Origin of the sequence: Actinomadura syzygii (genome assembly GCF_008085905.1) — a bacterium.
GTDB classification, from domain to species: domain Bacteria; phylum Actinomycetota; class Actinomycetes; order Streptosporangiales; family Streptosporangiaceae; genus Spirillospora; species Spirillospora syzygii.
Genome location: NZ_VSFF01000008.1, coordinates 359,184 through 383,296 on the forward strand (window position 1 = coordinate 359,184; position 24,113 = coordinate 383,296).

The window sequence follows — 24,113 nt, forward strand, 5'->3', positions numbered from 1 at the left end:
CTTCGCGTGTGCGGCGCGGATATTCGCGTTTTGCCGGGACGGATATAGCACGTCCCCTGCTGGCTTATGCTCAGAGATGCGCGCGGTCTCCTTACGTTGCTCTTGCGTATCGGCGGCACCGGAGTAGAAAGCACTGCCTCCGGTGCCGTAATTCGATCTCCGGTCTCCTCTTTTTAATGCCTCGATCGCTCATTCTCGGCTCGCCGCGCGCGGGAGCATGTGCGGGGAGTGAGTGATTCGCCGCCGACCGTGACGGCTCGGGAGGGGCCGCGATCGGATATCGCCTGATGGGCGGCGCGGCGGATCGCGCACGCGGGGCCGTGCGGCGCGGGGGCGCCCCGCCGCCTTCCACTGAGTGGTATGGCGCTCTTGCCCGCCCTCGGGGTCCAGGTGTTGGCTTCATCACCAATCGCAGCCCAAGGACAACGGAGTCATAGAACGCTGTCGTCCATCGCATTCCCCCCATTAAGCGGCGGATTCGAATGCGGTTTTTTGAGCGTGAAAGAGGGCCAGCAGTGAAAACCAGACGTAGGATTCTGATGGCGGGCGTAGCGGCTGTCTTGGCGCTCACGGCGTCCGCCTGCGGTGGCGACGGGTCGGACTCCGGCGGGGGCGACGGCGGACCCGGCACCATCAAGGTGGGCGTCGGCACCCGGCAGACGTTCGAGTTCCTGCCCGCCGAGTACGGCGTCGACCTCGGCGTGTGGAAGAAGCGCGGCCTCAACGTGGAGAACGTCTACGTGCAGGGCGGCGGCCAGGTATCGCAGGCGATGGCCGCGGGCCAGGTGCAGGTCGGGCTGACCACGGGCTCCTCCGGCGCCGACGCCATTCTCAGCGGCGTCCCGTCCAAGGTCGTCGGCCTGATCGGCAAGGACTTCAAGATGATGCAGGTGGTCGTGGCGAAGGACTCGCCGATCACCGACGTCAAGGGGCTCAAGGGCAAGACGGTCGGCGTCTCCGCCGCGGGCTCGCTCACCGACTACCTCGCCAAGATGATCGCGGTGAGCCAGGGCTGGTCGGAGCGCGACGTCAAGCGGGCCAACACCGGCGGCCTGAACGAGCAGCTCGCCGCGCTGGAGTCCGGCTCCATCGACGCCTTCGTCTGGTCCGCGGAGGCCGGGTTCGCGCTGGAGGAGCAGGGCAAGGGCCGCGTCCTCATGGACTTCGGCGACGTGGTCAAGGACAGCGTGTTCGAGAACATCATCGCCACCAACGACGCCGTCAAGAAGCGCGAGGCGTCGGTGCGGGCGTACCTCGAGGGCTGGTACGAGACCGTCAACTACATGAAGGCGCACCGCGCCGAGACGGTCGCGTACATGGTCAAGAAGTTCGAGGTCTCCGAGACCGTGGCGGGCAAGACCTACGACCACGACATCGGCAACCTCTCCGGTGACGGCTCGATCCCCGAGGCCAACCTCAAGGGGCTCGCCGCCTCGCTCGTCGCCCAGGGGGTGGTGGACGACGAGCCCGCCACCGACGAGTTCTGGGACGGCCGGTTCGTGCCCGTGGCGAAGGCCGGATGAGCACCGGCGAAACGGTGCGCCCGACCGCCGGCGCCGCGGCCGACCGCCGCGGCGCGGGCGGCCCCCGGGCCCGGTGGCGGCCGTCCGGCACCGTGCTGGGCATCGCCGGGGTCCTCGCGGTCTGGCTGGTCGGCTGGGAGCTGACCGTGCGCGCCGGGGTCATCAGCCGGACGTTCGCCGCGACGCCGACCGAGGTCGTGCGGGAGATGGTGGGCCTCGCGGGCGACGCCGGGGTGCGGTCCGCGTTCGCGAGCGCGATCGGCATGTTCCTGGTGGCGTTCGCGATCGCCGCGGCGGCCGGGGTGCTCGCCGGGGCGGCGATGGGCCTGTCGAAGATCGCCTACCGGACGTTCCACCCGCTCGTCCTCGGGCTGTTCTCCACCCCCAAGATGATCTTCATTCCGATCTTCATCCTGATCGCCGGGTTCGGCGCGACGTCGAAGATCTCCTACGGCGCCGTGTCCGGGTTCTTCCCGGTCGCGGTGACGGTCACCGCCGGCGTGCGGATGGTCGACCAGCGGCTGCTGGTGGCCGCGCGGTCGATGGGGGCCTCGCGGCTCCAGACGCTGCGCGGCGTCGTCATGCCGGGCTCGCTGCCCGCCGTCATGGCGGCGCTCTGGTACGGCATGAAGCACGCGCTGCTCGGCGTCCTGATCATGGAGCTGTTCGCGTCCCAGCGGGGCATCGGCCACTACATCGACCTCTACAGCTCGAACTTCCGCCCCGACCGGGTGTTCGCCCTGGTCTTCGGTCTGGCGCTGTTCGCCGTCCTGCTGGGCTCGCTGTGGCGGTGGCAGGAGAAGCGGCTGAGCCGATGGAAAGGTAACCATGGCTGAAACGACCACCGCCGCGGCGATGGCCGCGACCAACGTGACGATGTCCTACCGGACGCGGCGCGGGGACACCGTCGTGGCGCTCGACGACGTGAGCCTCGACGTCCGCCGGGGCGAGTTCCTGAGCCTCATCGGGCCGAGCGGCTGCGGCAAGTCCACGCTGCTCTACATCCTCGGCGGGCTGCGCAAGCAGACGTCCGGGGAGGTCACGCTGGAGGGCGAGCGGGTCACCGGGCCGACCCCCCGGAAGGTGGGCTTCGTCTTCCAGGACTACACGCTCTTCCCCTGGCGCACGATCATCTCCAACGTCGAGGTCGGGCTGGAGTTCCGCGGCACCGGCAAGCGGGAGCGGCGGGAGCGGGCCGAGCGCAACCTCGACCTGGTGGGGCTCGGCGCGTTCGCGAACGCCTACCCGAGCGAGCTGTCCGGCGGCATGCAGCAGCGCGTGGCGATCGCCCGCGCGCTGTCCCTGGACCCCGACATCCTGCTGATGGACGAGCCGTTCGGCGCCCTGGACGAGCAGACCCGCACGGTCCTCGGCGAGGAGCTCGCGCGGATCCTGGAGAAGACTGGCAAGACCATCGTGTTCGTCACGCACAGCCTGAGCGAGGCGGCCTACCTCTCCGACCGGGTCGTGGTGATGTCGGCCAGGCCCGGCCGGATCAAGGAGATCCTGCCGGTGGACGAGCCGCGGCCGCGCGGGGACGGGTTCTCCACCTCGGCCGCGTTCAACGACCTGCGCAACGGCCTGTTCGACCTGCTGCACGAAGAGGTGCGGGCGGCGACGCTCGCCGAGATGAATCCAGGGCAGGCGTCCGGCAAGGGCGGCGGGCGCCGTGGCTAGGCGGGAACGGCTGACCGTCGTCGCGATCCAGCTCGGCCTGGCCGCGGTGGTCCTGGCGGTCTGGATCTACCAGACGCGCATCGGACGGGTGTCCCCGATTCTGCTGCCGCAGCCGGAGCGGGTCCTGGAGGAGTTCCCGGACCTGCTGCGCGACCCCGACTTCTGGTCCAGCCTGAAGGTCACCGTCCTTGAGCTGGCGGGCGCGTTCGGCGTCGCCACCGCTGCCGGGCTGCTGGTCGGCGCGGTGGTCGGCGCGTGGGCGCCGGCCGCGCGGGTCGCCACGCCGCTGCTGGCCTGGGCGCAGACGGTGCCGATCATCCTCTTCTACCCGATCTGCATCCTGATCTTCGGGATCGGGCCGATGTCCAAGCTCGCGTTCGGGGGCTTCTACGGCTTCTTCCCGATCGCGGCGAACACCGTCCTCGCGATCTCCACCGTGCCGCCGCGCTACCTCACCGCGGCGGCGGCGCTCGGCGCGAGCCGGCGGCACGTGATCACGCGGGTGCTGATCCCCGCGGCGAGGCCGCTGATCCTGGCCGGGGTCCGGCTGGGCGCCGCGCTCTGCCTCATCGGCGTCCTCGCCGGTGAGCTGCTCGGCTCGACGGAGGGGCTCGGCTACAAGATCGCCTCCGCGTCCGGCGGGTTCAAGACGCCGGAGCTGTACGCCTACATCACCGTCGCGCTGGTGCTCGTCGCGATCTTCAACCTCGCCATCACCCGGACCGAGGACCGCAATGCGCAGGTCTGAGTGAGCGCGGCGCGCGGGCGGCCTTCCCGGCGGTCCCGGCGCGGCCCGCCGTGAGAGCCCCGCCGACCGCGCTGATCACGTTCCTGTTCTGCCACGGCCTCGGCGTCAACACGGTCGCGCTGCCGTTGCTGGCGGTGGACCACGGGCACGGGGCGACCGCGGTCGGCGTCCTGGTCGCGGTCTCGGCCGGCGGCCAGATCGGCGTGCGGATGGTCGTCGCCCGCTGGGCGCACCGGCTGACCGAGCGCGGCCTGGTCCTGGCGTCGGCGGCGCTGCTGTGCCTGTCGAGCGCGGTGGTGCTGCCCGCGCCGGAGATGTGGGCGTTCGCGGCGGCCAACCTCGCCCAGGGCGTCGCCCGCGGCTGCTTCTGGGTGGGCGTGCAGGCCCATGTCGTGCGCAGCGTGCCCGAGCCGCGGCGCGCGCTGGCCTGGGTCGACCTCGCGGGCGGCGCGGGGATGGTGGTCGGGCCCGCGACGATCGGCCTGGCGGGCGGCTCGGTCCCCGCCGCGCTGGCCGCCGGGGTCGCCGTCACGGCGGTCGCGGCGCTGTTCACCCTGCGCCTGACGCGGCTGCCGCTGCCGCCGCCCGAGAAGGCCACCGGCTTCGCCGGGATCGTGTTCCGCCGGACGCTGCGCCCGTCGCTGCTGGCCGCGGTCTCGACCGGCACCTGGCGCGGCATGCTCGGCTCGTACATCCCCGTGGTGCTCGCGGCGGCCGGGCACTCCGCCTCGGCGGTCGGGCTGCTGGTCGGGCTCGGCTCGGCCACGATGATCGCCGGGTCGATGCTGGTCGGCGTCACGCCGCGGGCCCGGCTCGGCCCGCTGTACGTGCTCGGCGCGCTGGCGTCCGGCGCGTCGCTCGCCGGAATCGGGATCTGGCCGCGCGAGCCCGCGGTCGTGGTCGCGCTGCTGGTCGGCGGCGGGATCGGCGGGGGCGCGCTGCAGACGCTCAGCACGTCGCTGGCCGCCTACGCCGTCGCCCCCGCCGAGCGCGGGCGCGTGGTGGCCGACGTCGGCACCTACCGGGCGGTCGCGCTGCTGGCCTCGCCGCTGGGCATCGCGGCGCTGCTGCCGCTGCTCGCGCTGGGCCCGGCGATGGCGCTGGTCGGGGCGTTCGCGGCGGTGCCCGCGCTGAGTCGCCCGCCCCCGCAGTCCGGATGACGCAGCAGTCCGGATGACGCAGCAGTCCGGATGACGCAGCAGTCCGGTTGACGCTTCCTATTGTCCGTCCCGTCCTTGTCGAGGAGGAGAGATGTTCGAGCAGACGCACCCCCGCACCCGGGTGGTCGCCGGAGCCGGTGCCCACCGTCGCCTGCCGGAGTTGCTGGCCGACCTGAACGCGAGCTCGGTCTACGTGGTCTGCGGCCGCACGGTCGGGAAGGGCCCCCAGCTCGCGGCGCTGCGCGAGGTGCTCGGCGACGCGATCGTCGGGGTGTTCGACGAGATCCGTCCGCAGGCCGGGCGGTCCCATCTGGACGCGGCCGCCGCCGCCATCCGGGCGTCCGGCGCCGAGGCGGTGCTGAGCCTCGGCGGCGGCGCGGCGATCGACACCGCCAAGTACCTGATCCTGATGCTCACCGTGGACGGTCCGCTGGACGGCTTCACGGTGCCGAAGGGGCGCGGCCGCGAGGGCCGTCCGGCACGGGCGCTCGACGGCACGGCGTGCCCGCACATCGCCGTGCCGACGACGACCGGCTCGTCCAGCGAGGTCATGCCCTGGGCGGGGGTGCGGGACGAGGAGCTGGGCGAGAAGGTGCTCTTCCGCGATCCGCTGCTCGTCCCGGACGTGGCGGTGCTCGACCCGGAGCTGGTGGTGCCGACCGGCGCGGCGCTCACCGCGTCGAGCGGGGTCACCGCGGTGGCGCGGGCCGTGGAGGCCACCTACTCCCGGGACCGGCAGCCGATCGCCGAGGGCTACGCCCTCCAGGCGCTGCACCTGCTCTCCACCGGCCTGCCCCGCTCGATCGAGGCGCCCGGCGACCTCGGCGCCCGGCTCGACGCCCAGGTCGGCGCGCTGCTCTCCGGCATCGCGGCGGACAACGCGATGGTGTCGCTCACGCACGCGATCGGGCACGCGGTCGGCGGCCGGTACGCGCTCCAGCACGGCGTCGCCCACCGGATCTTCCTGCCCCCGGCCGCCGCCCTGCTGCTGCCCGCCGCCGGGTCCGCGGTCGGACGGGTCGCGGAGGCGGTCGGCGCGGACGGCCGGGACGCGGAAGCGGTCACCGCCGCGCTGCGCGCCATGTTCGCCCCGCTGCCCATCCCCACCCGGCTCCGCGACGTGAACGTCGACCGGGCCGACCTCCCGGCGATCGCCGAGGCGACCTCGCACGAGCCGATGATGGCCTACCTGCCCCGGGAGATGAAGGTCGAGGAGATCGAGGAACTGCTGGAGTCATGTTGGTGACGCCTCCCGCGGCGGACGGGCGGACCGGCCGCCCGGCGCGGCCGAAGGTCGCGGTCGTCTCCACCGGCGGCACCATCGCCTCGGTCGGCCGGGACCGGCTCGACCTCACCGGCTACCCCGAGGTGGCCGAGATGCGGGCCGTCGGCGCGCTGCTGGCCGAGCTGCCGGAGCTGGCCGAGGTGGCGGACATCGGCACGGTCGAGCTGCCGAACGTGCCCAGCCACGCGCTCGGCGTGGACGGCGCGCTCGAAGTCGGACGCGCCGTGCGGAATCTCGCGGCCGACCCGGCGACGGCGGGCGTCGTGGTCACCCACGGCACGAACACGCTGGAGGAGACCGCGTTCCTGCTCGACCTGGTCTGCCCGCCCGGCACACCGGTCGTCGTCACCGGCGCGATGCGTCCCGCCACCGGGCTCAGCGCCGACGGGCCTCTGAACCTGCTCAACGCGGTCCGGCTCGCGGCCGATCCGGCGGCGCGCGGGCGGGGCGTGCTCGTGCTGCTGGACGACACCGTCCACGCCGCGCGGGAGGTCACCAAGTCGTCGGCCAACCGCCTGTCGGCGTTCCGCGGCGGCGAGCTGGGGCCGCTCGGGTTCGTCGAGGGGGACGGCGCGGTGCGTTTCCACCACGCCGCCGAGCCGTGGGCGGCCCGGGGGACGTTCGACCCGGACGCCGTCGGCACGCCGCCGCGGGTGGACATCGTCGTGTCCTACCTCGGGGCGGACGGCGCGCTCATCGACGCGGCCGTCGCGGCGGGCGCGGCCGGGATCGTCAGCGCGGGCACGGGCGCCGGGTATCCGACACCGGCCGAGGAGCAGGCGGTGGAGCGGGCGGCCAAGGCGGGAGTGCTGGTGTGCCAGGCGACCCGCGTCGCCTCGGGCCTGGTGACGCCGCGCCCGGCCGCGCTCGCGGACGGCGTGCTGACGGCCGGGGACCTCAACCCGTGGAAGGCGCGCCTGCTCCTGGCACTGGCCCTGACCCGCACCAACGACGCGACGACGATCCAGCCCCTCTTCGACCGCTAGCACGAACGCCCGGCCCCTCCGCGGGGCCGGGCACATGGCTCAGCGCGTCAGTTCGGCCGCCGACTCGTACAGGTCGTCCACCGTGTGGTCGTCGAGGTGGCGGGCCGCCGTCCAGAGGGCGTCTGCGCCGCCGGTGTTGTCGTCGAACTTGCGGCGCACCGCGGCCGCCTCGTCCACCTGGACGGCCGGGTCGCCGTCGAACCGCTCCCCACCGGCCACGACGTGCATCCGGGCGCCGAACCCTTCCGCGAGCGCGGGGTCGGCGACGTACTCGACGCGGCGGGCGAGGGCGCGCACCGCGTCCCTGCCGACGCTGTCCGGCTCGAAGGAGGCGACGCCGACCCGGCCGTCGACCAGCGCGAGCGCGACCGCCGCCGGCAGGCTCGCGCGGGCCTGGTACTCGGTGACCGGCGCCGTCTTCTCGGCGACGGGCTCGCAGACGATCGGCACGTACCAGGGCGCGACCTCGCAGACGATCCGCTCCACCCGGGCGGCGTCCACCCGTTCCCGCAGCGCGAGCGCCATCTCGATGAACGGGTGCAGCACGTGCGCGCACGGGTAGAGCTTGACCTCCGCCTCGGCGGACGCCCACCGGTCGCCGAGCCCCTCGGTGATCGCGTCCTCGTCGGCGGGCACGTCGAGGAAGGACGCGAACACGCCGTGCCGGCCTTCGACCACCGACGCCGGTCCGGGGAAGCCGCGCGCGGCGAGGCCGTCCGCCACGATGCCGCCGTGCGCCGCCCAGCCCGGGTGCAGCCGCTTGGACCAGGTGCCGTCGCTGAGGAACTCCAGCAGGCCGCCGGACATGCTTCCGGACAGGCCCATCGCGCTCGCGATCGCCGCCGGCTCCCGGCCCTGCGACACCCCCGCCACGAGGGCCGCGGCGAGCGGGCCGAGGACGCCGGTCGCCTGGAAACCGCGGGAGTGGAAGCCCCGTCCGGCCGCCGAGCCGAGGCGGGCCAGCAGTTCGTCCCCGGCCGCGACGGCCGTGATCAGGTCGGCGCCGGGCCGGGAGCCGTCCGCCACGGCCAGCGCGGTCGGCAGCAGGACGCTCATCGGGTGGATCACCGAGGACGGGAACGTGTCGTCGAAGTCCAGCGTGTGCACCAGCGTGCCGTGGACGAGCGCGGCGGCGGCCGGGTGCAGCGGCGCCGGGTCGAGCAGCAGGCGGGAGCCGTCACCGCCGAGTTCGGCCGCCACCTCGCGGACGGCGGCCCCGGCGGGCGTGGACCAAGCCGCCGCCATCAGCCCCACCGCGTCGGCCACCCGCAGCGCGGTCCGCTGACGGACCTCGGCGGGGACGTCGGCCGCGCGCAGGTCGCGGGCCCAGGCGGCGAAGGTGGTGGCGATGGAGCTGGTCGGCACGGGAGTTCTCCAAAGGTCGGCACGTCAAAGTTCCCACCTCAGAGGGTCCAGGACGCGGACGCGAAAGGAGCAGCGGCGCGTTCCACTGGGCGGACGGACGCGCTGGTCGGAGCCCGGACGGCCCACTTCACTGTCCGCATGGACGTCCGGCTCAAGGTCAACGGTACCGAGCACGAACTGCCGATCGACGACAACGCCCTGCTGCTCGACGTGCTGCGCGACCGGCTGCGGCTGACCGGCGCGAAGCGCTCCTGCGACGTGCAGGTCTGCGGCGCCTGCACGGTCCTGGTCGGCGGCGAGCCGGTCAGCTCGTGCTGCTTCCTCGCGCACGACGCGCGGGACGGCGAGGTGGAGACCATCGAGGGCTTCGCCGCCGAGGAGGGCTTCGCGGCGCTGGCCGAGGCGTTCGCGCGCCACAACGCGTTCCAGTGCGGGTACTGCGCGCCCGGCTTCCTCATGACGCTCAAGCCGCTGCTGGCTCGCGGCGCCCTGCGGAGCAGGGCCGACGTCGAGCGGGAGTTCGCGGGGAACCTGTGCCGCTGCACCGGCTACCGGGCGATCGTCGACGCCGTCTGCGAAGCGGCCGGAGTCGCGTCGTGACCGCGCCGGACCTGGCCGCGCCGGACCTGACCGCGCCGGACCTGACCGCGCCGGACCTGGAGGTGGTGGGCCGGTCGCCCACCCGTCCCGACCTCGCCGCGAAGCTGACCGGCGCCGCCGAGTACGGCGCGGACCTGCACGTGCCCGGCGCGCTCCAGGTCAAGCTGCTGCGCAGCCCGGTCGCCCACGCGAGGATCACCGCGCTGGACACCGCCGCCGCGCGCGCCGTCCCCGGCGTCGCGGCCGTCGTGACCTCGGCGGACCTGACCGGCTTCGACGCCACCTGGGGCCACTACGTGCGGGACCGTCCCATCCTCGCCCGGGACGTCGTCCGGTTCGCGGGCGAGATCGTCGCCGCCGTGGCGGCGGAGACCGAGGCCGCCGCCGCTGCCGGGGTTCGCGCGATCGAGGCGGCGTACGAGCCGCTCCCCGCCCTGGTCGACGTGCGCGACGCGGTCGCGCCCGGTGCCGCGCGGGTACACGAGACCCCCGCCCGGCCCGGCTTCTCCTGCCCGCCCGGCGCCGTCTTCGACGACGACAACGCCTTCTTCCACTACCGGATCGACCTGGAGCGCGCACCCGGTGCCGACCCGCCGGACGCGGTGGTGATCGAGAAGGAGTACGCCTTCCCGGCCGTCTACCAGTACGCGATGGAGCCCCACGCGGTCGTCGCGTCCGCCGACGCCGAGAGCATCGACGTGTGGTCGTCCTGCCAGCATCCGTTCCTGGTGCGGGAGGAGTTGGCCGAGGTCTTCGGGCTTCCGCCGGAGCGGGTGCGGATCAGGGTGCCCTTCCTGGGCGGCGGGTTCGGCAGCAAGTCGTACGCGAAGATGGAGCCGGTCGCGGTCGCCGTGGCCCGCGTCGCCGGACGTCCGGTACGGCTGGTCAACAGCGTCGAGGACGCGATGGTCACCACCCGCCGCCACGGCATGCGCTGCCGGATGCGCACGGTCGCCGACCGGGACGGACGCCTGCTGTCCCGGAGCGCGGACGTCTGGATGGACACCGGCGCCTACGCCGACAACGGTCCCACGGTCACGATGGTGGCGGGCATGGCGGCCACCGGGCCGTACCGGTGGGACCGTGTGCGGGTGGACGCCGCCTGCGTCTACACGCACCTGCCGCCCGCGGGCTCGTACCGCGGCTTCGGCGCCGCCCACCTCCAATGGGTCGGGGAGTCCCAGGTGGACGAGGTCGCGGCGGCGCTGGGCGTCGACCGCCTGGAGCTGCGCCGCCGGAACCTGCTGCGCCGCGGCGAGACCGTGATCCCGGGCTGCCGTCCGCTGGACGCCGACCTCGCCGCTGATCTCGACGCCGTGGCCGACCGGCTCGGCTGGGGCGCGGACCTGCCCGCGTGGCGCGGCCGGGGCGTCTCGGTCGGGGTGTCGCCCGGCGGCGTCTCCGCCCGGTCGCGGGCCCGCGTCGAGCTGCGGCCGGACGGCGGGGCGACGGTGCTGGTCGGGTCGCAGGAACTCGGCCAGGGCGCCCGCACCGTGCACGCCCAGATCGCGGCCGAGGTGCTCGGCCTCCCCCTGGACCGGGTGGACGTGCCCGCCACGGACACGTCCACGACCCCCTACGACCGGTCGACCGGCGCCAGCCGGTCCACCACGGTCGCGGGCCTGGCCGTGCAGCGGGCCGCCGAGAAGTTGCGGGAGCGGATCGTGGCGGCAGCCGCGACGCAATGGGACGTACCGGCCTCTGAACTGGCCCTGCGCGCGGGCCGGGTGGTCCGCGGCGACCGCTCCTGGGATCTCGCCGACCTCGATCCCGGCGGCCTTGCCGGGGAGGGCTCGGCGGAGGAACTCGGCGGGGGCGCCGGACCGGCGCTCTTCTGGGAGGTCTGCGTCGCCGGAGCCGAGGTGGCGGTCGACCCGGACACGGGCCGGATCGAGATACGCGACGCGGTCACCGTCGCCGACGTCGGCCGCGCCGTCAACCCCGCCCTGGTCGAGCGCCAGGACGAGGGGTGCGCGCTGCAGGCGGTCGGGAACGCGCTCTTCGAGGAGATGCGCTTCGGCGCGGACGGCGTCCTGCGCAACCCCGGCCTGCTGGACTACCGGGTCCCGGCCATCGCCGACATGCCCCAGAGCATGACCTGCGTGATCGTGGAGAACGGCGACGGCCCGGGACCGTTCGGCGCCAAGGGCTGCGGCGAGGGCGTCTTCGGCGGCCTGACGGCCGCGCTGGTCACCGCCGTGGCCGACGCCGGGGTGAGCGTCCCCGAACTGCCCATGTCACCGGACCGGGTATGGCGGTGGATCCATGCTTCCTGACTTCACGATCCTGCGGCCCGCCACGGTGGCGGAGGCGTGCGGGCTGCTGGCCGAGCACGCCGGGGAGGCCGCCGCGTACGCGGGCGGCACCGAACTGCTGGTGGCCATGAAGCTCGGGCTCGCCGCCCCTCGGTACCTGGTCGACCTCAAGGGCGCGCCGGGCCTGGACGACCTCGCCGTCCGGGACGGCGTCCTGCGGGTCGGCGCCCTGGCCACGCACCGCCGGATCGAACGCTCGGCGCGGGTCGCCGCCGTGCTCCCCGCCCTCGCGGGACTGGAACGGCGGCTGGCCAACCCGCGCATCCGCGGCACCGGGACGGTGGGAGGAAACCTCGCGTCGGGCCGTCCGCATTCGGATCTGGCCACGTTCCTCATCGCCGCCGGAGCCACCGTCTCCTGCGCCTCGGCCGCCGGGACCACCCGCACCATCGACGCCGCCGACCTGACGCCCGCGCCGTTCCAGACGGTTCTCGCCGGTGACGAGGTCGTCACGGCGGTGGACGTGCCGGTGCCGCATCCGGGGACGGCCCTCGCCCACAAGCGGTTCATCCTCGTCGAACGTCCGGCCGCCACGGTCACCGTCCGGCTCAGCGCGGCCGACGGGGTCGTGACGGCCGCGCGGGTCGTCGCGGGGGCGGCATCGCCGATCCCGGCTCCGCTGCCGTCTGCGGCGGACGCGCTGGTCGGCGTGCCCGTCGACGCCGGACCCGAGATGCTGGAAGCGGCCGGTGCCGCCGCAGGGGAGACGATGACCGTCGCCCCCGGCGGCGACGAGGCGTACGCCCGCCAACTCGTCGCCGTACTCGTACGCCGCGCCGCGCAGACCGCACTCACCGACCTCGCCCCCCGCTGAGGCGTGCGGGAGGGTCAGCCGTAGGCGGCGCGGAGGGTGGCGCCGATTCCGGCGGCCGCCTCCTTCGCCAGGTCGCCGAGCTGGTCGGCGCTGTGGCTGTGCAACGGCGAGGTCACCGAGATCGCCGCGATGGCGCGGTTCTCCGAGTTGAGCACGGGCGCCGCGACCGCGAGATACCCGACGTGCATCTCCTCCACCTCGGTGGCGATGCCGGACTCCCTGGTCCGTTCCAGCGCCTGGTTCAGGTGGAGCGCCGAGGTGATCGTCCGCGGGGTGCGGCGGGGGAGCCCGGCGCGGAGCACCTCGGTGAGCAGGCTCGGCTTGGCGTAGGCGAGCAGCGCCTTGCCCACCGCCGTGCAGTGCAGCGGCATCCGGCCGGCGATCTGGGTGTGCCGGGTCGGCTGCCGGAACGGCGACAGCCGCTCGATGACCAGCGCCTCCAGTCCGTCGAGGACGGCCAGGTGCACCACCGCCTGGGTGCGGTAGAGGAGCCCCTGCATGTACGGGCGGCCGGCGTCCCGCAGAATGCGCTGGTGGGGCACGCGCTGGCCCAGTTCGAAGAGGCGCAGCCCGAGCCGGTAGTCGATGCCGGAACGTTCCAAGATCCCCCAGGTGGTGACCACCTGGCAGATCCGGTGGACGGTCGTGCGCGGCAGGCCGGTGCGCCGCACCAGCTCCGCCAGCGACAGCTCGACGTCGTCGATCGTGAACGCGTCGAGGATGATCTCGATCTTGCCGACCACCGACCGCGGGTCGAGCTTGTCGCCCTCCCGCGCCAAGGCCCTCTCGCTTGCCCTGTCGCCGGTCTGTTCGCCGGTCTGTTCGCTGGTCTGGTCGCGCTGCCTCGCCATGCTCACGGCGTCCCGCCGTACGCCGAGTCCGCCTGGACCGTCTCGTCGAGGAACTTGGAGACGAGCGCCGCGACCTCCTCGGGCAGCTGCTCCATCAGCGGCACCATCCCGCCCTGGATGATCTCCAGCCGGGCCTGCGGCAGCCGCTCGACCAGCCGGGGCACCTGGTGGAAGGCGATCGGGTCGGCGGTGGCGCCGATGCAGAGCACGGGCCCGCGGTAGCCGGTCCGCCCCTCCATCCGGTACGTGCTGATCGCCCGGTGCCCGTCCTCGGCCTGGTCCTCCAGCAGGAGGACGTCCCGCACGTACCGGTTGAGCAGGTCGGGACGGGCGGGCGGGTAGAAGCCGCTGCGGCGCACCCACAGCTCCATGAGGTGGCGGCCGTCGTCCTGGAGCTCGACCATGCTGAGCGGGTGCATCGGCGGCCGCTCGCGGCGGAACTCCTCGTCCACGTAGGGCGTCCCGGACAGGACGAGCCGCCGCAGCCGCTCCGGCCGCCGGTGCGACATCTCGATCGCGATGATGCCGCCGAGCTGGTGGCCGAGCAGGTCGACGCGGTCGAGCCCCAGCTCCTCCAGGAGGGCGAGCACCGAGTCGGCGTACCGCTCGATCGAGTGGTCGGGGATGGACTCGGACGCGCCGTAGCCGATGATGTCCGGCGCGATCACCCGGCGCTGCTCCGCGAGGAGGGGCATGAGCAGCCGGAACTCGTCCCATGACCGCGGCGTCTGGTGCAGCAGGAGGAGCGGCTCCCCGGCGCCCATCTCGACGTAGTGCATGAGACCGCTGCGCGTTCGGGCGTAGTGCGGGGAGAACATCGGGGCGATCATCGACCTTCGTCCTGTCGTCGGTTTTGTGGAGCTTACTTGGCTTTTGTCCTGTTTCTGTGCCCGTCGTCGTGGCCGCCACCCTAGGTCGGCCCCGGCCCCGGCGGCTCGCGTGCGCATCCACTGACCGGGATGCGGGGCTGGTCAGGCGTCCGGGCGGTCCCGCAGCCTATGGACCCGAACAGTCCGGTGGACGCGAAAGGAGGGCCGATGGCACCCGAACCGGTGGAGCGGGCAGTGGAGCGAGCTGTGGGGCGGGCATGGGCGGCGATCGACGCCGACCGCCTCCGGGACCTGACGCTGCGCATGGTGTCGACCCCGAGCCCGACCGGCGACGAGGCGGCGCTCGCCCGCTTCCTCACCGGCCACCTGGCCGCGGCCGGGCTGGAGGCGGCCTACCAGGAGATCGACGACCGGCAGGGCAACGCGGTCGGGCGGCTGCGCGGCGACGGAACCGGTGCCGACCTGCTGCTCTACGCGCCCATCGACACGCTCTCGGTCGGCACTGCGGAGGAGGACGTCCCCTACGTCGGCGACGAACTCCGCCCCGACATGCGCACCGAGGGCGTCCTCGACGGCGACACGATCATCGGCCTCGGCGCCAGCAACCCGAAGGGGCACGCCGCCTGCCTCGTGGAGGCGGCCTCGGCGATCGCCGCGGCGGGCCTGCCGCTGCGCGGATCGCTCCTGGTCGGGCTGGGCGCCGGGGGGATGCCGACCAACCGCCGTCCGGGCGCGTCCCGGGCGAACGCGGGCCAGGGGAACGGCTGCTCGTTCATGCTGGAGCAGGGCGTGTGGGCCGACCACGCCATCCTCGCCAAGCCCGGCTGGTCGGTCTCCCACGAGGAGGTCGGGCTCTGCTGGTTCACCGTCCGGGTGGACGGCACCTACAACTACGTGGGCAGCAGGCAGCGGCTGCCGTACCGCAACGCGGTCGTCGACGCCGCCCGGCTGATCGGCGAGCTGGAGCGCTGGTTCCCCGAGTACACCGCCCGCAACACGTCCGGCCTGGTCGCCCCGCAGGGGCACATCGCGTCGGTGCGCGGCGGCTGGGAGCGGACGGCCGCGTTCAGCCCGGCGGTCTGCGAGTTCACCGTGGACCTGCGGATCAGCCCGCGCACCACCCCGGCGGACGCCGCCCGGCAGTTCGCCGAGGGCATGGCGGCGGCGCTGGCGCGGCTGGGCGACGTGTCCGCGACCTGGGAGATGACGCTCTCCATCCCCGGGAGCCGCACCGACCCGTCGACCTGGATCGTCCGGTCCTGCGTGCGGGCCTGGGAAGAGGTCACCGGCGAGCCGCACGTCCCGGACGAGGCGGCCCGCACCACCAGCGGCGCGACCGACGGCAACATCCTGCGCAACCGCGGCCTTCCCACCGCCCGGATCGGCATGCCCCGGCTCACCGCCGCGTCCGGCGCCGAGGTCGACTTCGCGATGGGCATGAACGCGGTCTCCCTGCCGAGCATGCTCCGGCTGACCAGGCTGCTGGTCGCCGCGGCGGTGGACGCCTGCACCCGGGACCGCTCCGAGCTGGAGGAACTCACGTGACCCGCTGGTGGCAGGAGGCGTTCGCCGGTGAGGCGGGCGCCGCGTACGCCTCGTTCGCGCACCGCCAGGACCCGGGGCACCGCCCGGCCGTCCTGGTCATCGACGTCGTCCGGTCGTTCGTCGGCTCGCCCGGATTGGACCTGGACGCGGCGATCGCCGAATGGCCCACCGCCTGCGGGCCCGCCGCCCACCGGGCGCTCCCGGCGATCGCGGCGGTGCTGGCCGCCGCCCGCGCCGCCGGGGTGCCGGTCGCGCATCTGCGCCCGTCCGGCCCGGCCGCCCGGCACCTCGGGCCCACGGTGAAGAACGAGCTGGTCGGCGAGTTCGTCAACGGACGCCCCGGCGCGGTCGACTTCGTGACCGAGTCCGCGCCCCGCGAGGACGAGCTTGTCATCGCCAAGCCCCGGGCGAGCGCGTTCTTCGACACGCCGCTGGCGACCTGCCTCCGCGCCCTCGGCGTGGACGACCTGATCGTCATGGGCACCACGACGTCCGGATGCGTCCGCGCGTCGGTGGTGGACGCCTTCTCGCACGGCTTCCGGCCGTTCGTGGTGGAGCAGGCGGTGTTCGACCGCTCCCGCCTGTCCGCCGCCGTGAGCCTCTACGAGATGGACGCCAAGTACGCCGACGTCGTCCAGCTCGACGACGTCCTCGAACGGCTGGCGCGCACGGCCGGCGGGAAAGCGGCCGCCGGGCGCGCGGCCGGCGAAAGCGCGGCCGCATTGAGCTTCACAGGAAAGAACGACCCGATTGGAGGTTCCGATAAATGACCATCGAACGCGAGGCCGCGAAGTCTCCGGTATGGCAGAACGACACGCCTGAGGGCCCGGCTCCGGTGGGTGAGGGGCAGGACTGGTCGGCCTGGCCCCTTTATGACAGTTCCGAGCTGGGATTGCGCAATTACTGGTACCCGGTCGGCTGGGCGGACCGGTTCGGTTCCAAGCCGCAGGCGATCCGCCTTCTGGGCGAGGACTTGGCGCTGGTGCGGGAGGGCGAGGAGATCTACGCCCTCCACGACCGGTGCCCGCACCGCGGTGTGCCGCTCTCCCTCGGCCGCCGCGAGTTCCCGGACACGGTGAGCTGCGCCTACCACGGCTGGACCTTCGACCTGCAGAGCGGCGAACTGCGCGCCGCCCTCACCGACGGGCCGGAGTCGCCGATCTGCGGCAAGCTCAAGGTGCGGACGTACCCGGTGGAGCAGCGGCTCGGCCTGGTCTGGATCTACGTCGGCGACGGGCCGGTCCCGCCGGTCGAGCGGGACATCCCCGACGAGCTGCTCGACAACGACTTCGTGATGGGCGGCCGCAGCGACGTCCGGGAAGGCAACTGGCGCTTCGCCGCGGAGAACGGCTTCGACGAGGGGCACGCCAAGTACCTGCACAACACCGCCCTGTGGCGGCTGTTCAAGGTGATGCCCGCCTGGAACAAGACGCGGATCCAGCAGGTGGGGACGTGGCTCGTCCGCGTCCAGGACGAGGTGCACTGGGAGGGGAACTACCCGGGCCTCGGCGTGTGGACGAACAAGCGGTGGTGGAAGCGGATGCCGCTGCCGGACCGTCCGGGCAGGGGCAAGAAGATCAACCCGGTCATCGACTCCCTGGAGATCCCGGGCTTCGTCTCCATCCGCCTGCCCGGCCTGCTGCGGGTCGCCTACCCCAAGTTCATCCACTACGAGTGGTACGTCCCGGTGGACGAGGACCACGTCCGGTACGTGCAGATGATGGTCCGGTTCGAGCGGGGCCTGCCCGCGACGGCGTTCAAGGCCGGGTACCTCGGCGCCATCCGCTGGCTGTTCCACGGCCAGTTCACCAAGCAGGACGCCTGGATGGTCGACGTCACCGACGCGCCGCCGGAGCGCCTCTACCGGCCGGACTCCTCGATCACCACCTGGCGCCGCCACCTCGAGAAGTCCAAGCCCACCCCCCAGACCCGCCCCCTGCGCAAGAAGGCCGAACGATGAAGCTCCGCACCCTCGTCCTCGCGGTCCTGGCGGCCGCGGCGGCCGTCGCCCTGCCGCCGGTCCGCCGGCGGCTGGCCCGGCTGATCCTGCTCACCACCGGCACGGTCGTCCGCGACCAGCGGCGGATCCGGTGAGCGAGGTCGTCCTGGGCGTCGGCGCGTCGCACAGCACGCTGATGAACACCCACTGGGACGAGGTCGCCGACCTCCCCGACGCGGTCGCCTTCCGCGACGGCCTCCAGGAGGCCGCCGGGCTGGTCGCCGCCGCCCGGCCGGACGCCGTGGTGATCATCGGATCGAACCACTTCCGCGGTTTCTTCCTGGACATGATGCCCGCGGTGACGATCGGGGTCGGCGAGTGCGTCGGCGCGGGGGAGTCGGGCACGCCCGGCGGTCCCCTCCCGGTCGACACCGGCCTCGCCCGGCACCTCGTCGACTCCCTCCTGGAGAACGAGTTCGACGCCGCGTTCTCGCTGCGCCTCCAGGTGGACCACGGCATCACGCACAGCCTGCAGTACCTGGTGCCGGACCTGGACGTGCCGATCGTCCCGGTCGTGCTGAACATGTTCGCGCCGCCGCTGCCGACGCTGCGCCGCTGCCACCGGCTGGGCGAGCGGATCGGGCGGGCGATCGCGTCGGACGGGGAGGCCAAGCGGGTCGCGGTCATCGCGTCAGGCGGCCTGTCGCACCGGCTGCCGTGGCCGAAGTGGTTCGCGACCTTCTCCGACGACGACCGCTTCCTGGTCGAGGCGTGGCTCAACGGGCGCGCCTCCTGGAGCGAGTACGAGGTGCGCCGCCGTCAGATCATCCGGGCCGCCGCGCCCGACATCAACTCCGACTTCGACCGGCGTTTCCTCGACATGCTCGCCGACGGCGGGCTCGGGGAGATCCTCGGCTACGACAACCACCGGATCGAGAGCGAGGCCGGCAACGGCGGGCAGGAGATCCGGTCCTGGGTGGCGATGGCGGCGGCCGTCGGCCCCGCGCGAGGACGAACCCTCGCATACGCACCGATTCCGCAGTGGCTCACCGGCATGGGTGTGGCCGTTCTCTCCGTGGGAGGCGACCGATGACGTTCTGGACCGACCTGACAGGGGTCCCCTTCAGCCTCGACTACGTCGACGCCGGAGGCGTGCGGACCCGCGCGCTGCGCGCCGGGGAGGGGGAGCCGGTCGTCTTCCTGCACGGGACGAGCGGCCACCTTGAGGCGTTCGTCCGGAACTTCCCGGCGCACGCGGAGCACTTCAGCTGCCACGCCATCGACATGCTCGGCCACGGCTATACGCAGGGCATCGACGCGCCGTACCGGATCGCCCGCTACGTCGAGCACCTGCTCGCCTACCTCGACGCGATCGGCGCCGAACGGGCGCACCTGGTCGGCGAGTCGCTCGGCGGCTGGGTCGCGGGCAGGCTCGCCGCCGACCACCCGGACCGCGTGGCCCGCCTCACCCTGGTCGCGCCCGGCGGCACGGTGGCCAACCCGGCGGTGATGGAACGCATCAAGACCAGCACCCGCGCGGCGGTGGAGAGCGACGACGCCGGCCTCACGCGCAAGCGCCTCGAACTGCTCATGCACAACCCGGCCAAGGACGTCACCGACGAACTGGTCGCGGTGCGGCACGACGTCTACCACCGTCCCGAGTTCAAGGCCGGGCTGGACAACCTCCTCTGCCTCCAGGAGATGGAGAACCGGCGCCCCGACCTGCTCACCGAGGAGCAGCTCGGACGCATCACCGCGCCGACGCTGATCGTGTGGGGCGCCGAGAACCCGTTCGGCGAGATCCCCGAGGCCGAGCGGATGCACGGGGCGATCCCCGGATCCCGGCTGGAGGTCTTCCCCAAGTGCGGGCACTGGCCGCAGCACGAGCACTCCGACCGCTTCAACGCGCTGAACATCGAGTTCCTGAGCGGGCGGGACTGACCGATGGAGGTCCTGGTCAAACAGGCCACCTGGGAGGCCGATGGCGTGCTGTCCCTGTCGCTCGTCCACCCGGAGGCGTCCGAACTGCCCGCCTGGACTCCGGGCGCGCACCTCGATCTGCACCTCGGGGACCGCGTCCGGCAGTACTCGCTCTGCGGCGACCCCGCGGACCAGGGGCGCTACCGGGTCGCGGTCCTGCGCGCGCCCGACAGCCGGGGCGGCTCGGAGTACGTGCACGAGCGGCTGCGGCCGGGGCAGCCGCTGCGGATAGACGGGCCGCGGAACCACTTCACCCTGGAGCCGTCGCCGCGCTACCTGTTCGTCGCGGGCGGCATCGGCATCACCCCTCTGCTGCCGATGCTGCGCCAGGCGGCGGCCGAGGGGCGGGACTGGCGGCTCGCCTACGGCGGCCGCAGCCTGCGGTCCATGGCCTTCCTGGACGAGTTGGCCGGGTACGGGGAGCGGGTCGAGTTCGTCCCGCAGGACGAGCGCGGCCCGCTCGACCTGGACGCGCTCCTCGGCGCGCCGCTGTCCGACACCCTGGTCTACTGCTGCGGTCCCGAGCCGCTGCTCGCGGCCGTCGAGGAGCGCTGCGCGGACTGGCCGCCGGGCTCCCTGCGGCTGGAGCGGTTCGCGGCCAAGCCGCAGGACTTCGGCCCCGACGAGCCTTTCGAGGTCGTCTGCCAGCGCTCCGACGTGACCGTCCGCGTCGGGCCCGGAACGTCCATCGTGGACGCGCTGGAGGACGCGGACATCTGGGTGCCCAGCGCGTGCCGAGAGGGAATCTGCGGAACCTGCGAGACCCGGGTCATCGACGGGGAGCCGGACCACCGCGACTCGCTGCTCTCCGAGGGCGGGCAGGAGGCGGACAAGATCATGCTGCCGTGCGTCTCCCGCTCCCTGACCCCGCGCCTGGTCCTGGACCTCTGAACCCGGCGGTCCTGTTCCGCTGCCGCGCCTCGCCCTGCTCAGCTCACTCCGACTTTCGCGCCGATGGCCAGTGGTGGCATTGGCTCGGCGATGCGCGGTTCCGGCCGCTGGAACGGTACGAGCACGGCCACGGCGATCGCCAGCCAGGGGCGGAGTTCGGCGAGCGGCAGCGTCATGATCGACAGAACCGCGGCCGCCCACAGGGCTTGGACGGGGAAGCGGCGCTCGAAGAGCCGCCGTTCGGGTCGGCGCACGACCGCGAAAGCCGCCAGGACCAGCCAGATCTGATGGTGGGTCCAGGAGATGGGGGAGACCACCAGGCTCGCGGCTCCGATCACGATCGCGGCCGCGAAGTGGTCGCCGGCGCGGCTGGCCAGTGCCGCGCGGCGCAGCGAGATCACGACGACGGCGAGGCATAGCGGTACCCACACGGCCCTGTGCACTCCGCCGTGCAGGCCGAGGCGTCGCAGGGCGGCGTCCAGGGAGATGTTCCCCTTGGACGCGAAGGCGTGCACCTCGTCCCCCTGGAAGATCACGGACAGCCAGAACTCCCCGGACTCGTGGGACATGCTCGCCCACGCCACGACGGCGCAGGCGGCGAAGGCGGCCGCCGCGACGCCGACGGCTCGGCGGCCGGTCAGCCACAGGTACGGAACGAAGATCAACGGGGTCAGTTTGATCGCGGCCGCGACGCCCACCAGGACACCGCCTGCGCGTGTGCGCCTGAGGCAGAGGAGGTCCGCGAGGACGAGAGCGGCGATCAGGAAGCTGATCTGGCCGAACCGCAGGTTGCTGGCCAGCGGTGCGCTGACCGCGATGGCGCTGAGGACCAGCCCGCTGGAGAGCACCGCGTCCCCGAGGACGCCGGGGGCCTGGTTCCTCGCCACCTCTCTGCCCGAGACGACCGCGATCAGTGCGGTGCACGCCAGGCAGGCACAGGTCCACAGCACGGCTGCCCAGCCGTAGGGGATGAAGGTGAGCGGCATGATCACCAACGCCGCGAACGGCGGATAGGTGAAAGCGTCGCCGATGCCCACGGTATGGAACGTGTAGAGCCCGAAACCATGCCGAAAAGACCCGACGGCCCCGAGATAGACCTCTAGGTCGTCCAGGCCGTGAACGCCTTGCAGCCCGGAGAGCGCACGATGGGCGGTCACTAGAACGATCAGGCCGCCTACGCTCCAGAGCGCGTATCCAAGAAGTCGTCCGAGTGGATTTCGGTGGTGCACTCGCCCTTCCTCCGGGCCCGACGAGATTACCGTGCCCGGAGGCGATTTTTGCACCACGTTATTCCTTTGTGGGGGGCGAGTGCGGTTCCCGGTTGCACCGCATAGGCGAAGACTTCGAGGCCACAAGGGCAGATGAAGGCATCGGGTGTGAGTGCGAGCTGACGGAGATACTTTCGCCGTCGAGCAGACCAAACGCTATGAATTCGCGCTTTCACCCTCTAGGGCCCTAGGGCCCCAATGCCCCTTGCGGGGGCCCAACGGCCCCTGCGCGACGCGACACCCGCGCCAATTCCTGCGCTGCGTCAAGAACGGCGCCCACGACAAGCCGACGTAACGACCGTTGGTGCGGGGCATCGCGTCGACTCGCGTGGTCAGCGGTCCTTGCGGCGGGTGACTCAGAACAGAGCGTCGTGCTCTTCTGGTTTCACCGGCGGTGCGGCATGTCCGCGCGCCATTGCTGTCCCTCGGCCCCTGAGGACCTCTCGTCCTCGCGGCGGGGGGCCGCCTGCCTCTCCCACTCGGGTGCGGCGGTGGACCCGCGGGCGCTGCGGTCCTCTTCGGGAACCGCCGTCCCACGACCGGCGCGCCCCGCAGCCCCGGCAGTCCCGGCGGCCCCAGCAGGCCCTGCGGCCGCTGCGCGCTTCGCCTCCGCTCGGCGCACCTCTCGCACGCCGACCACCAGGAAGCGTCCCAGCGCCATCGCCGCCAGCAGCACGATGATCGCGCCGAGGCCTTCGAAGAACGACAGATGTTCGGCGATCTGGCGGGTCTGGCCGCCGAGCGCCCTCCCGGGACCGCCGGTCCACAGCGGGGCGATCGTGGTGCCCACGACGAACCACAGGCCGCCGGCGATGGCCAGCCACGACCCGAAGATGGCGACCGGACGGGCGGCACTGATCATCAGGATCAACCCGCCGATCCCTACGGCGATCGCCGGAAGGATGGACAACCACAGGCGGTCAGAGGTGTAGTCCCATGTCGCGTTCGACCCGAACCCGAAGGAGAAGTAGGGCCCGACGAACGGAATGAACCCACCCCACACCGCCAGGAGCATCAGCAGCAGCCCGTTGACCAACCCCCGGCTGCGCGGCGCCTTCAGCACTCCGGACATCGGGGCGCGTGGGGACTTCACACTCCCAGTCATGACTTACCTCCCCAACTAGCTCGAAATGTCCTATTCGCCCCGTACCCGGCCCGCCCCTGCCCAACCAGACCCACGTCAGCGCTCCCACCTGCGACGCCCCGACCTTTGCCAGTCATTGCCTCTGGCGTGGCGTCGAGGGAGGCCGCCGACACCGACCAGTTCGACGCGCGGGGACGGACATGGCGAGGGAGTTCTGCTGGTTCAGGCCCCTGCTGTGAGCGCGTCGCCGAGTGGGGTGCGGGTGTAGAAGGTGTGTCCGGCGTGCCGGGCTTGGAGGATGAGGTCGTTGGCGGCCAGCACGGCGGTGTGGCGGGATATCTGGGCGGCGGAGATTCCGGTCTCGTGGTGGATGGTGGCGGTCGTGGTGGCGACGGTGATCGTGGCGAGGATGCGGGCCCGGGTGGCGCCCAGGAGATTGGCCAGCGCGTCAGGGTCGGCGGCCGGCGGGGGCCTGTGCGGCAGCGGATAGACCAGGACGGGCGGCAGGTCGGTGTCGGCCAGGACCACGGGCGCCGTGGCGCAGAACCATGAGGGGATCAGGCGCAGGCCACGGCCGCCGAGGTGGACGTCGTGGGAGACGGGGTAGCGGGCCTGGAGTATCCGGTCGGCCGGGTGCCAGACGGCGCACGGCAGGTTCGCCAGGACGTCCTCGGGCCCGCCGTTCGCTGAGGCGCCGATGAGCCGGGTGTGCTCGGTGGCGGCGTGCCTGCGGACGTCGCTCCAGCGCGGGGCCAGCGCGGCGGTGAAGTAGGACCGCAGATGGTCGCCCAGGAGGGAGAGGGCGCCGGAGTCGCCGGTGGCGAGGTCGGCTCCCCAGCTCGGAGCCCCGCTGCGGCCGGTCAGCCTGTCCAGCTCCCGGCCGATCCGTGCGCGCGGGGTGGAGAGCAGGGTTTCGAGGGCCGGTTCCAGGCCGTCGGTCCCGGTGTGCGGGGTGAGGAAGTCGGGCCAGTACGAGGAGTCCGGGACCAGCGGCAGCAGGCACCGGCCCACCGCGGCGCCGAGCGGTCGCCCGGACAGCACGGCCAGCGTGTCGGCGCGCCACCGCGCGACATCCGCGGGCGGCGCGAATCCCGGGCGCGGCCGCCTCAGCCGGTGCAGGCTCAGCACCAATTCCCAGAGCGCATCGGGATGGACCGATACCTGAGTCCGCTCCACGTCTTCGGGTTCGAAGAAGATACGCAAACTCACACTTGAGGGCGTACCCGCCTTACAAGATCTGTCAACGCATTTG

General features: G+C 72.9%; 23 protein-coding genes. 17 read left to right on the top strand and 6 right to left on the bottom strand.

Features of this window, described 5'->3' with window-relative positions:
• Nucleotides 1-539: 539 nt before the first annotated feature.
• From FXF65_RS22125 to FXF65_RS22155, 7 genes are all read left to right on the top strand, one after another.
• Complete coding sequence (locus tag FXF65_RS22125) at nt 540-1,523, top strand: ABC transporter substrate-binding protein (RefSeq protein ID WP_187412446.1); 984 nt, start codon at nt 540-542, stop codon at nt 1,521-1,523.
• Entirely contained in the window at nt 1,520-2,359 is an 840-nt protein-coding gene (locus FXF65_RS22130) for an ABC transporter permease (RefSeq protein WP_148351899.1), read from the top strand. Before FXF65_RS22125 ends, FXF65_RS22130 begins: the two co-directional genes overlap by 4 nt.
• Nucleotides 2,352-3,200: an ABC transporter ATP-binding protein gene (locus FXF65_RS22135; RefSeq protein WP_148351900.1), complete on the top strand. Its 849-nt coding sequence runs from the start codon at nt 2,352-2,354 to the stop codon at nt 3,198-3,200. Before FXF65_RS22130 ends, FXF65_RS22135 begins: the two co-directional genes overlap by 8 nt.
• The gene (locus FXF65_RS22140) at nt 3,193-3,948 is read left to right on the top strand and encodes an ABC transporter permease (RefSeq protein ID WP_148351901.1); all 756 of its coding nucleotides are present in this window, start codon (nt 3,193-3,195) and stop codon (nt 3,946-3,948) included. The genes FXF65_RS22135 and FXF65_RS22140 overlap by 8 nt, the downstream gene beginning before the upstream one ends.
• Nucleotides 3,949-3,998: 50 nt before the next feature.
• The gene (locus FXF65_RS22145) at nt 3,999-5,108 is read left to right on the top strand and encodes an MFS transporter (protein ID WP_187412447.1); all 1,110 of its coding nucleotides are present in this window, start codon (nt 3,999-4,001) and stop codon (nt 5,106-5,108) included.
• A 91-nt stretch (nt 5,109-5,199) separates the two neighbouring features.
• Nucleotides 5,200-6,354, top strand: coding sequence for an iron-containing alcohol dehydrogenase family protein (locus FXF65_RS22150; protein ID WP_148351903.1), 1,155 nt, complete (start codon nt 5,200-5,202; stop codon nt 6,352-6,354).
• The gene (locus tag FXF65_RS22155) at nt 6,351-7,379 is read left to right on the top strand and encodes an asparaginase (protein WP_187412448.1); all 1,029 of its coding nucleotides are present in this window, start codon (nt 6,351-6,353) and stop codon (nt 7,377-7,379) included. Before FXF65_RS22150 ends, FXF65_RS22155 begins: the two co-directional genes overlap by 4 nt.
• A gap of 39 nt (nt 7,380-7,418) precedes the next feature.
• On the opposite strand, the gene FXF65_RS22160 is transcribed toward FXF65_RS22155, so the two are convergent.
• Complete coding sequence (locus tag FXF65_RS22160; RefSeq protein ID WP_148351905.1) at nt 7,419-8,744, bottom strand: MmgE/PrpD family protein; 1,326 nt, start codon at nt 8,742-8,744, stop codon at nt 7,419-7,421.
• 138 nt (nt 8,745-8,882) lie between these two features.
• Here FXF65_RS22160 and FXF65_RS22165 point away from each other — a divergent pair, with 138 nt between their 5' ends.
• The 3 genes from FXF65_RS22165 to FXF65_RS22175 are packed head-to-tail and all read left to right on the top strand — an operon-like array spanning nt 8,883 to nt 12,473.
• Nucleotides 8,883-9,344, top strand: coding sequence for a (2Fe-2S)-binding protein (locus FXF65_RS22165; protein ID WP_148351906.1), 462 nt, complete (start codon nt 8,883-8,885; stop codon nt 9,342-9,344).
• Nucleotides 9,341-11,620, top strand: a complete 2,280-nt coding sequence (locus FXF65_RS22170) for a xanthine dehydrogenase family protein molybdopterin-binding subunit (RefSeq protein ID WP_187412449.1) — start codon at nt 9,341-9,343, stop codon at nt 11,618-11,620. Before FXF65_RS22165 ends, FXF65_RS22170 begins: the two co-directional genes overlap by 4 nt.
• Nucleotides 11,610-12,473 (top strand): FAD binding domain-containing protein, encoded by an 864-nt coding sequence (locus FXF65_RS22175; RefSeq protein WP_148351908.1) that lies wholly within the window; start codon nt 11,610-11,612, stop codon nt 12,471-12,473. The genes FXF65_RS22170 and FXF65_RS22175 overlap by 11 nt, the downstream gene beginning before the upstream one ends.
• A 14-nt stretch (nt 12,474-12,487) precedes the next feature.
• Here FXF65_RS22175 and FXF65_RS22180 read toward each other — a convergent pair whose 3' ends face one another.
• A complete protein-coding gene (locus FXF65_RS22180; protein ID WP_187412450.1) occupies nt 12,488-13,324 on the bottom strand; it encodes an IclR family transcriptional regulator in 837 nt (278 codons plus the stop codon).
• Nucleotides 13,325-13,326: 2 nt separating this feature from the next.
• Nucleotides 13,327-14,154 (bottom strand): alpha/beta fold hydrolase, encoded by an 828-nt coding sequence (locus FXF65_RS22185; RefSeq protein WP_148351910.1) that lies wholly within the window; start codon nt 14,152-14,154, stop codon nt 13,327-13,329.
• A 207-nt stretch (nt 14,155-14,361) separates the two neighbouring features.
• Between FXF65_RS22185 and FXF65_RS22190 the strand changes: the two genes are divergently transcribed.
• From FXF65_RS22190 to FXF65_RS22215, 7 genes are read left to right on the top strand one after another with little or no spacing between them, the layout of a single operon-like run.
• The gene (locus FXF65_RS22190; protein ID WP_148351911.1) at nt 14,362-15,699 is read left to right on the top strand and encodes a M20 family metallopeptidase; all 1,338 of its coding nucleotides are present in this window, start codon (nt 14,362-14,364) and stop codon (nt 15,697-15,699) included.
• Nucleotides 15,696-16,469, top strand: coding sequence for an isochorismatase family protein (locus tag FXF65_RS22195; RefSeq protein ID WP_187412451.1), 774 nt, complete (start codon nt 15,696-15,698; stop codon nt 16,467-16,469). Before FXF65_RS22190 ends, FXF65_RS22195 begins: the two co-directional genes overlap by 4 nt.
• A complete protein-coding gene (locus FXF65_RS22200) occupies nt 16,466-17,659 on the top strand; it encodes a Rieske 2Fe-2S domain-containing protein (RefSeq protein ID WP_148351912.1) in 1,194 nt (397 codons plus the stop codon). Before FXF65_RS22195 ends, FXF65_RS22200 begins: the two co-directional genes overlap by 4 nt.
• Complete coding sequence (locus FXF65_RS43865; RefSeq protein ID WP_187412452.1) at nt 17,656-17,793, top strand: hypothetical protein; 138 nt, start codon at nt 17,656-17,658, stop codon at nt 17,791-17,793. The genes FXF65_RS22200 and FXF65_RS43865 overlap by 4 nt, the downstream gene beginning before the upstream one ends.
• Entirely contained in the window at nt 17,790-18,731 is a 942-nt protein-coding gene (locus FXF65_RS22205) for a DODA-type extradiol aromatic ring-opening family dioxygenase (RefSeq protein ID WP_148351913.1), read from the top strand. Before FXF65_RS43865 ends, FXF65_RS22205 begins: the two co-directional genes overlap by 4 nt.
• Nucleotides 18,728-19,579, top strand: a complete 852-nt coding sequence (locus FXF65_RS22210) for an alpha/beta fold hydrolase (RefSeq protein WP_148351914.1) — start codon at nt 18,728-18,730, stop codon at nt 19,577-19,579. The genes FXF65_RS22205 and FXF65_RS22210 overlap by 4 nt, the downstream gene beginning before the upstream one ends.
• A 3-nt stretch (nt 19,580-19,582) precedes the next feature.
• The gene (locus FXF65_RS22215) at nt 19,583-20,509 is read left to right on the top strand and encodes a PDR/VanB family oxidoreductase (protein WP_148351915.1); all 927 of its coding nucleotides are present in this window, start codon (nt 19,583-19,585) and stop codon (nt 20,507-20,509) included.
• Nucleotides 20,510-20,547: 38 nt separating this feature from the next.
• Here FXF65_RS22215 and FXF65_RS22220 read toward each other — a convergent pair whose 3' ends face one another.
• The 3 genes from FXF65_RS22220 to FXF65_RS22230 form a co-directional block, all read right to left on the bottom strand.
• Nucleotides 20,548-21,666, bottom strand: a complete 1,119-nt coding sequence (locus FXF65_RS22220; RefSeq protein ID WP_148351916.1) for a glycosyltransferase 87 family protein — start codon at nt 21,664-21,666, stop codon at nt 20,548-20,550.
• A gap of 496 nt (nt 21,667-22,162) precedes the next feature.
• Nucleotides 22,163-22,849, bottom strand: coding sequence for a hypothetical protein (locus FXF65_RS22225; RefSeq protein WP_148351917.1), 687 nt, complete (start codon nt 22,847-22,849; stop codon nt 22,163-22,165).
• 234 nt (nt 22,850-23,083) lie between these two features.
• A complete protein-coding gene (locus FXF65_RS22230; protein ID WP_148351918.1) occupies nt 23,084-24,070 on the bottom strand; it encodes an ArsR family transcriptional regulator in 987 nt (328 codons plus the stop codon).
• Nucleotides 24,071-24,113 lie beyond the last annotated feature (43 nt).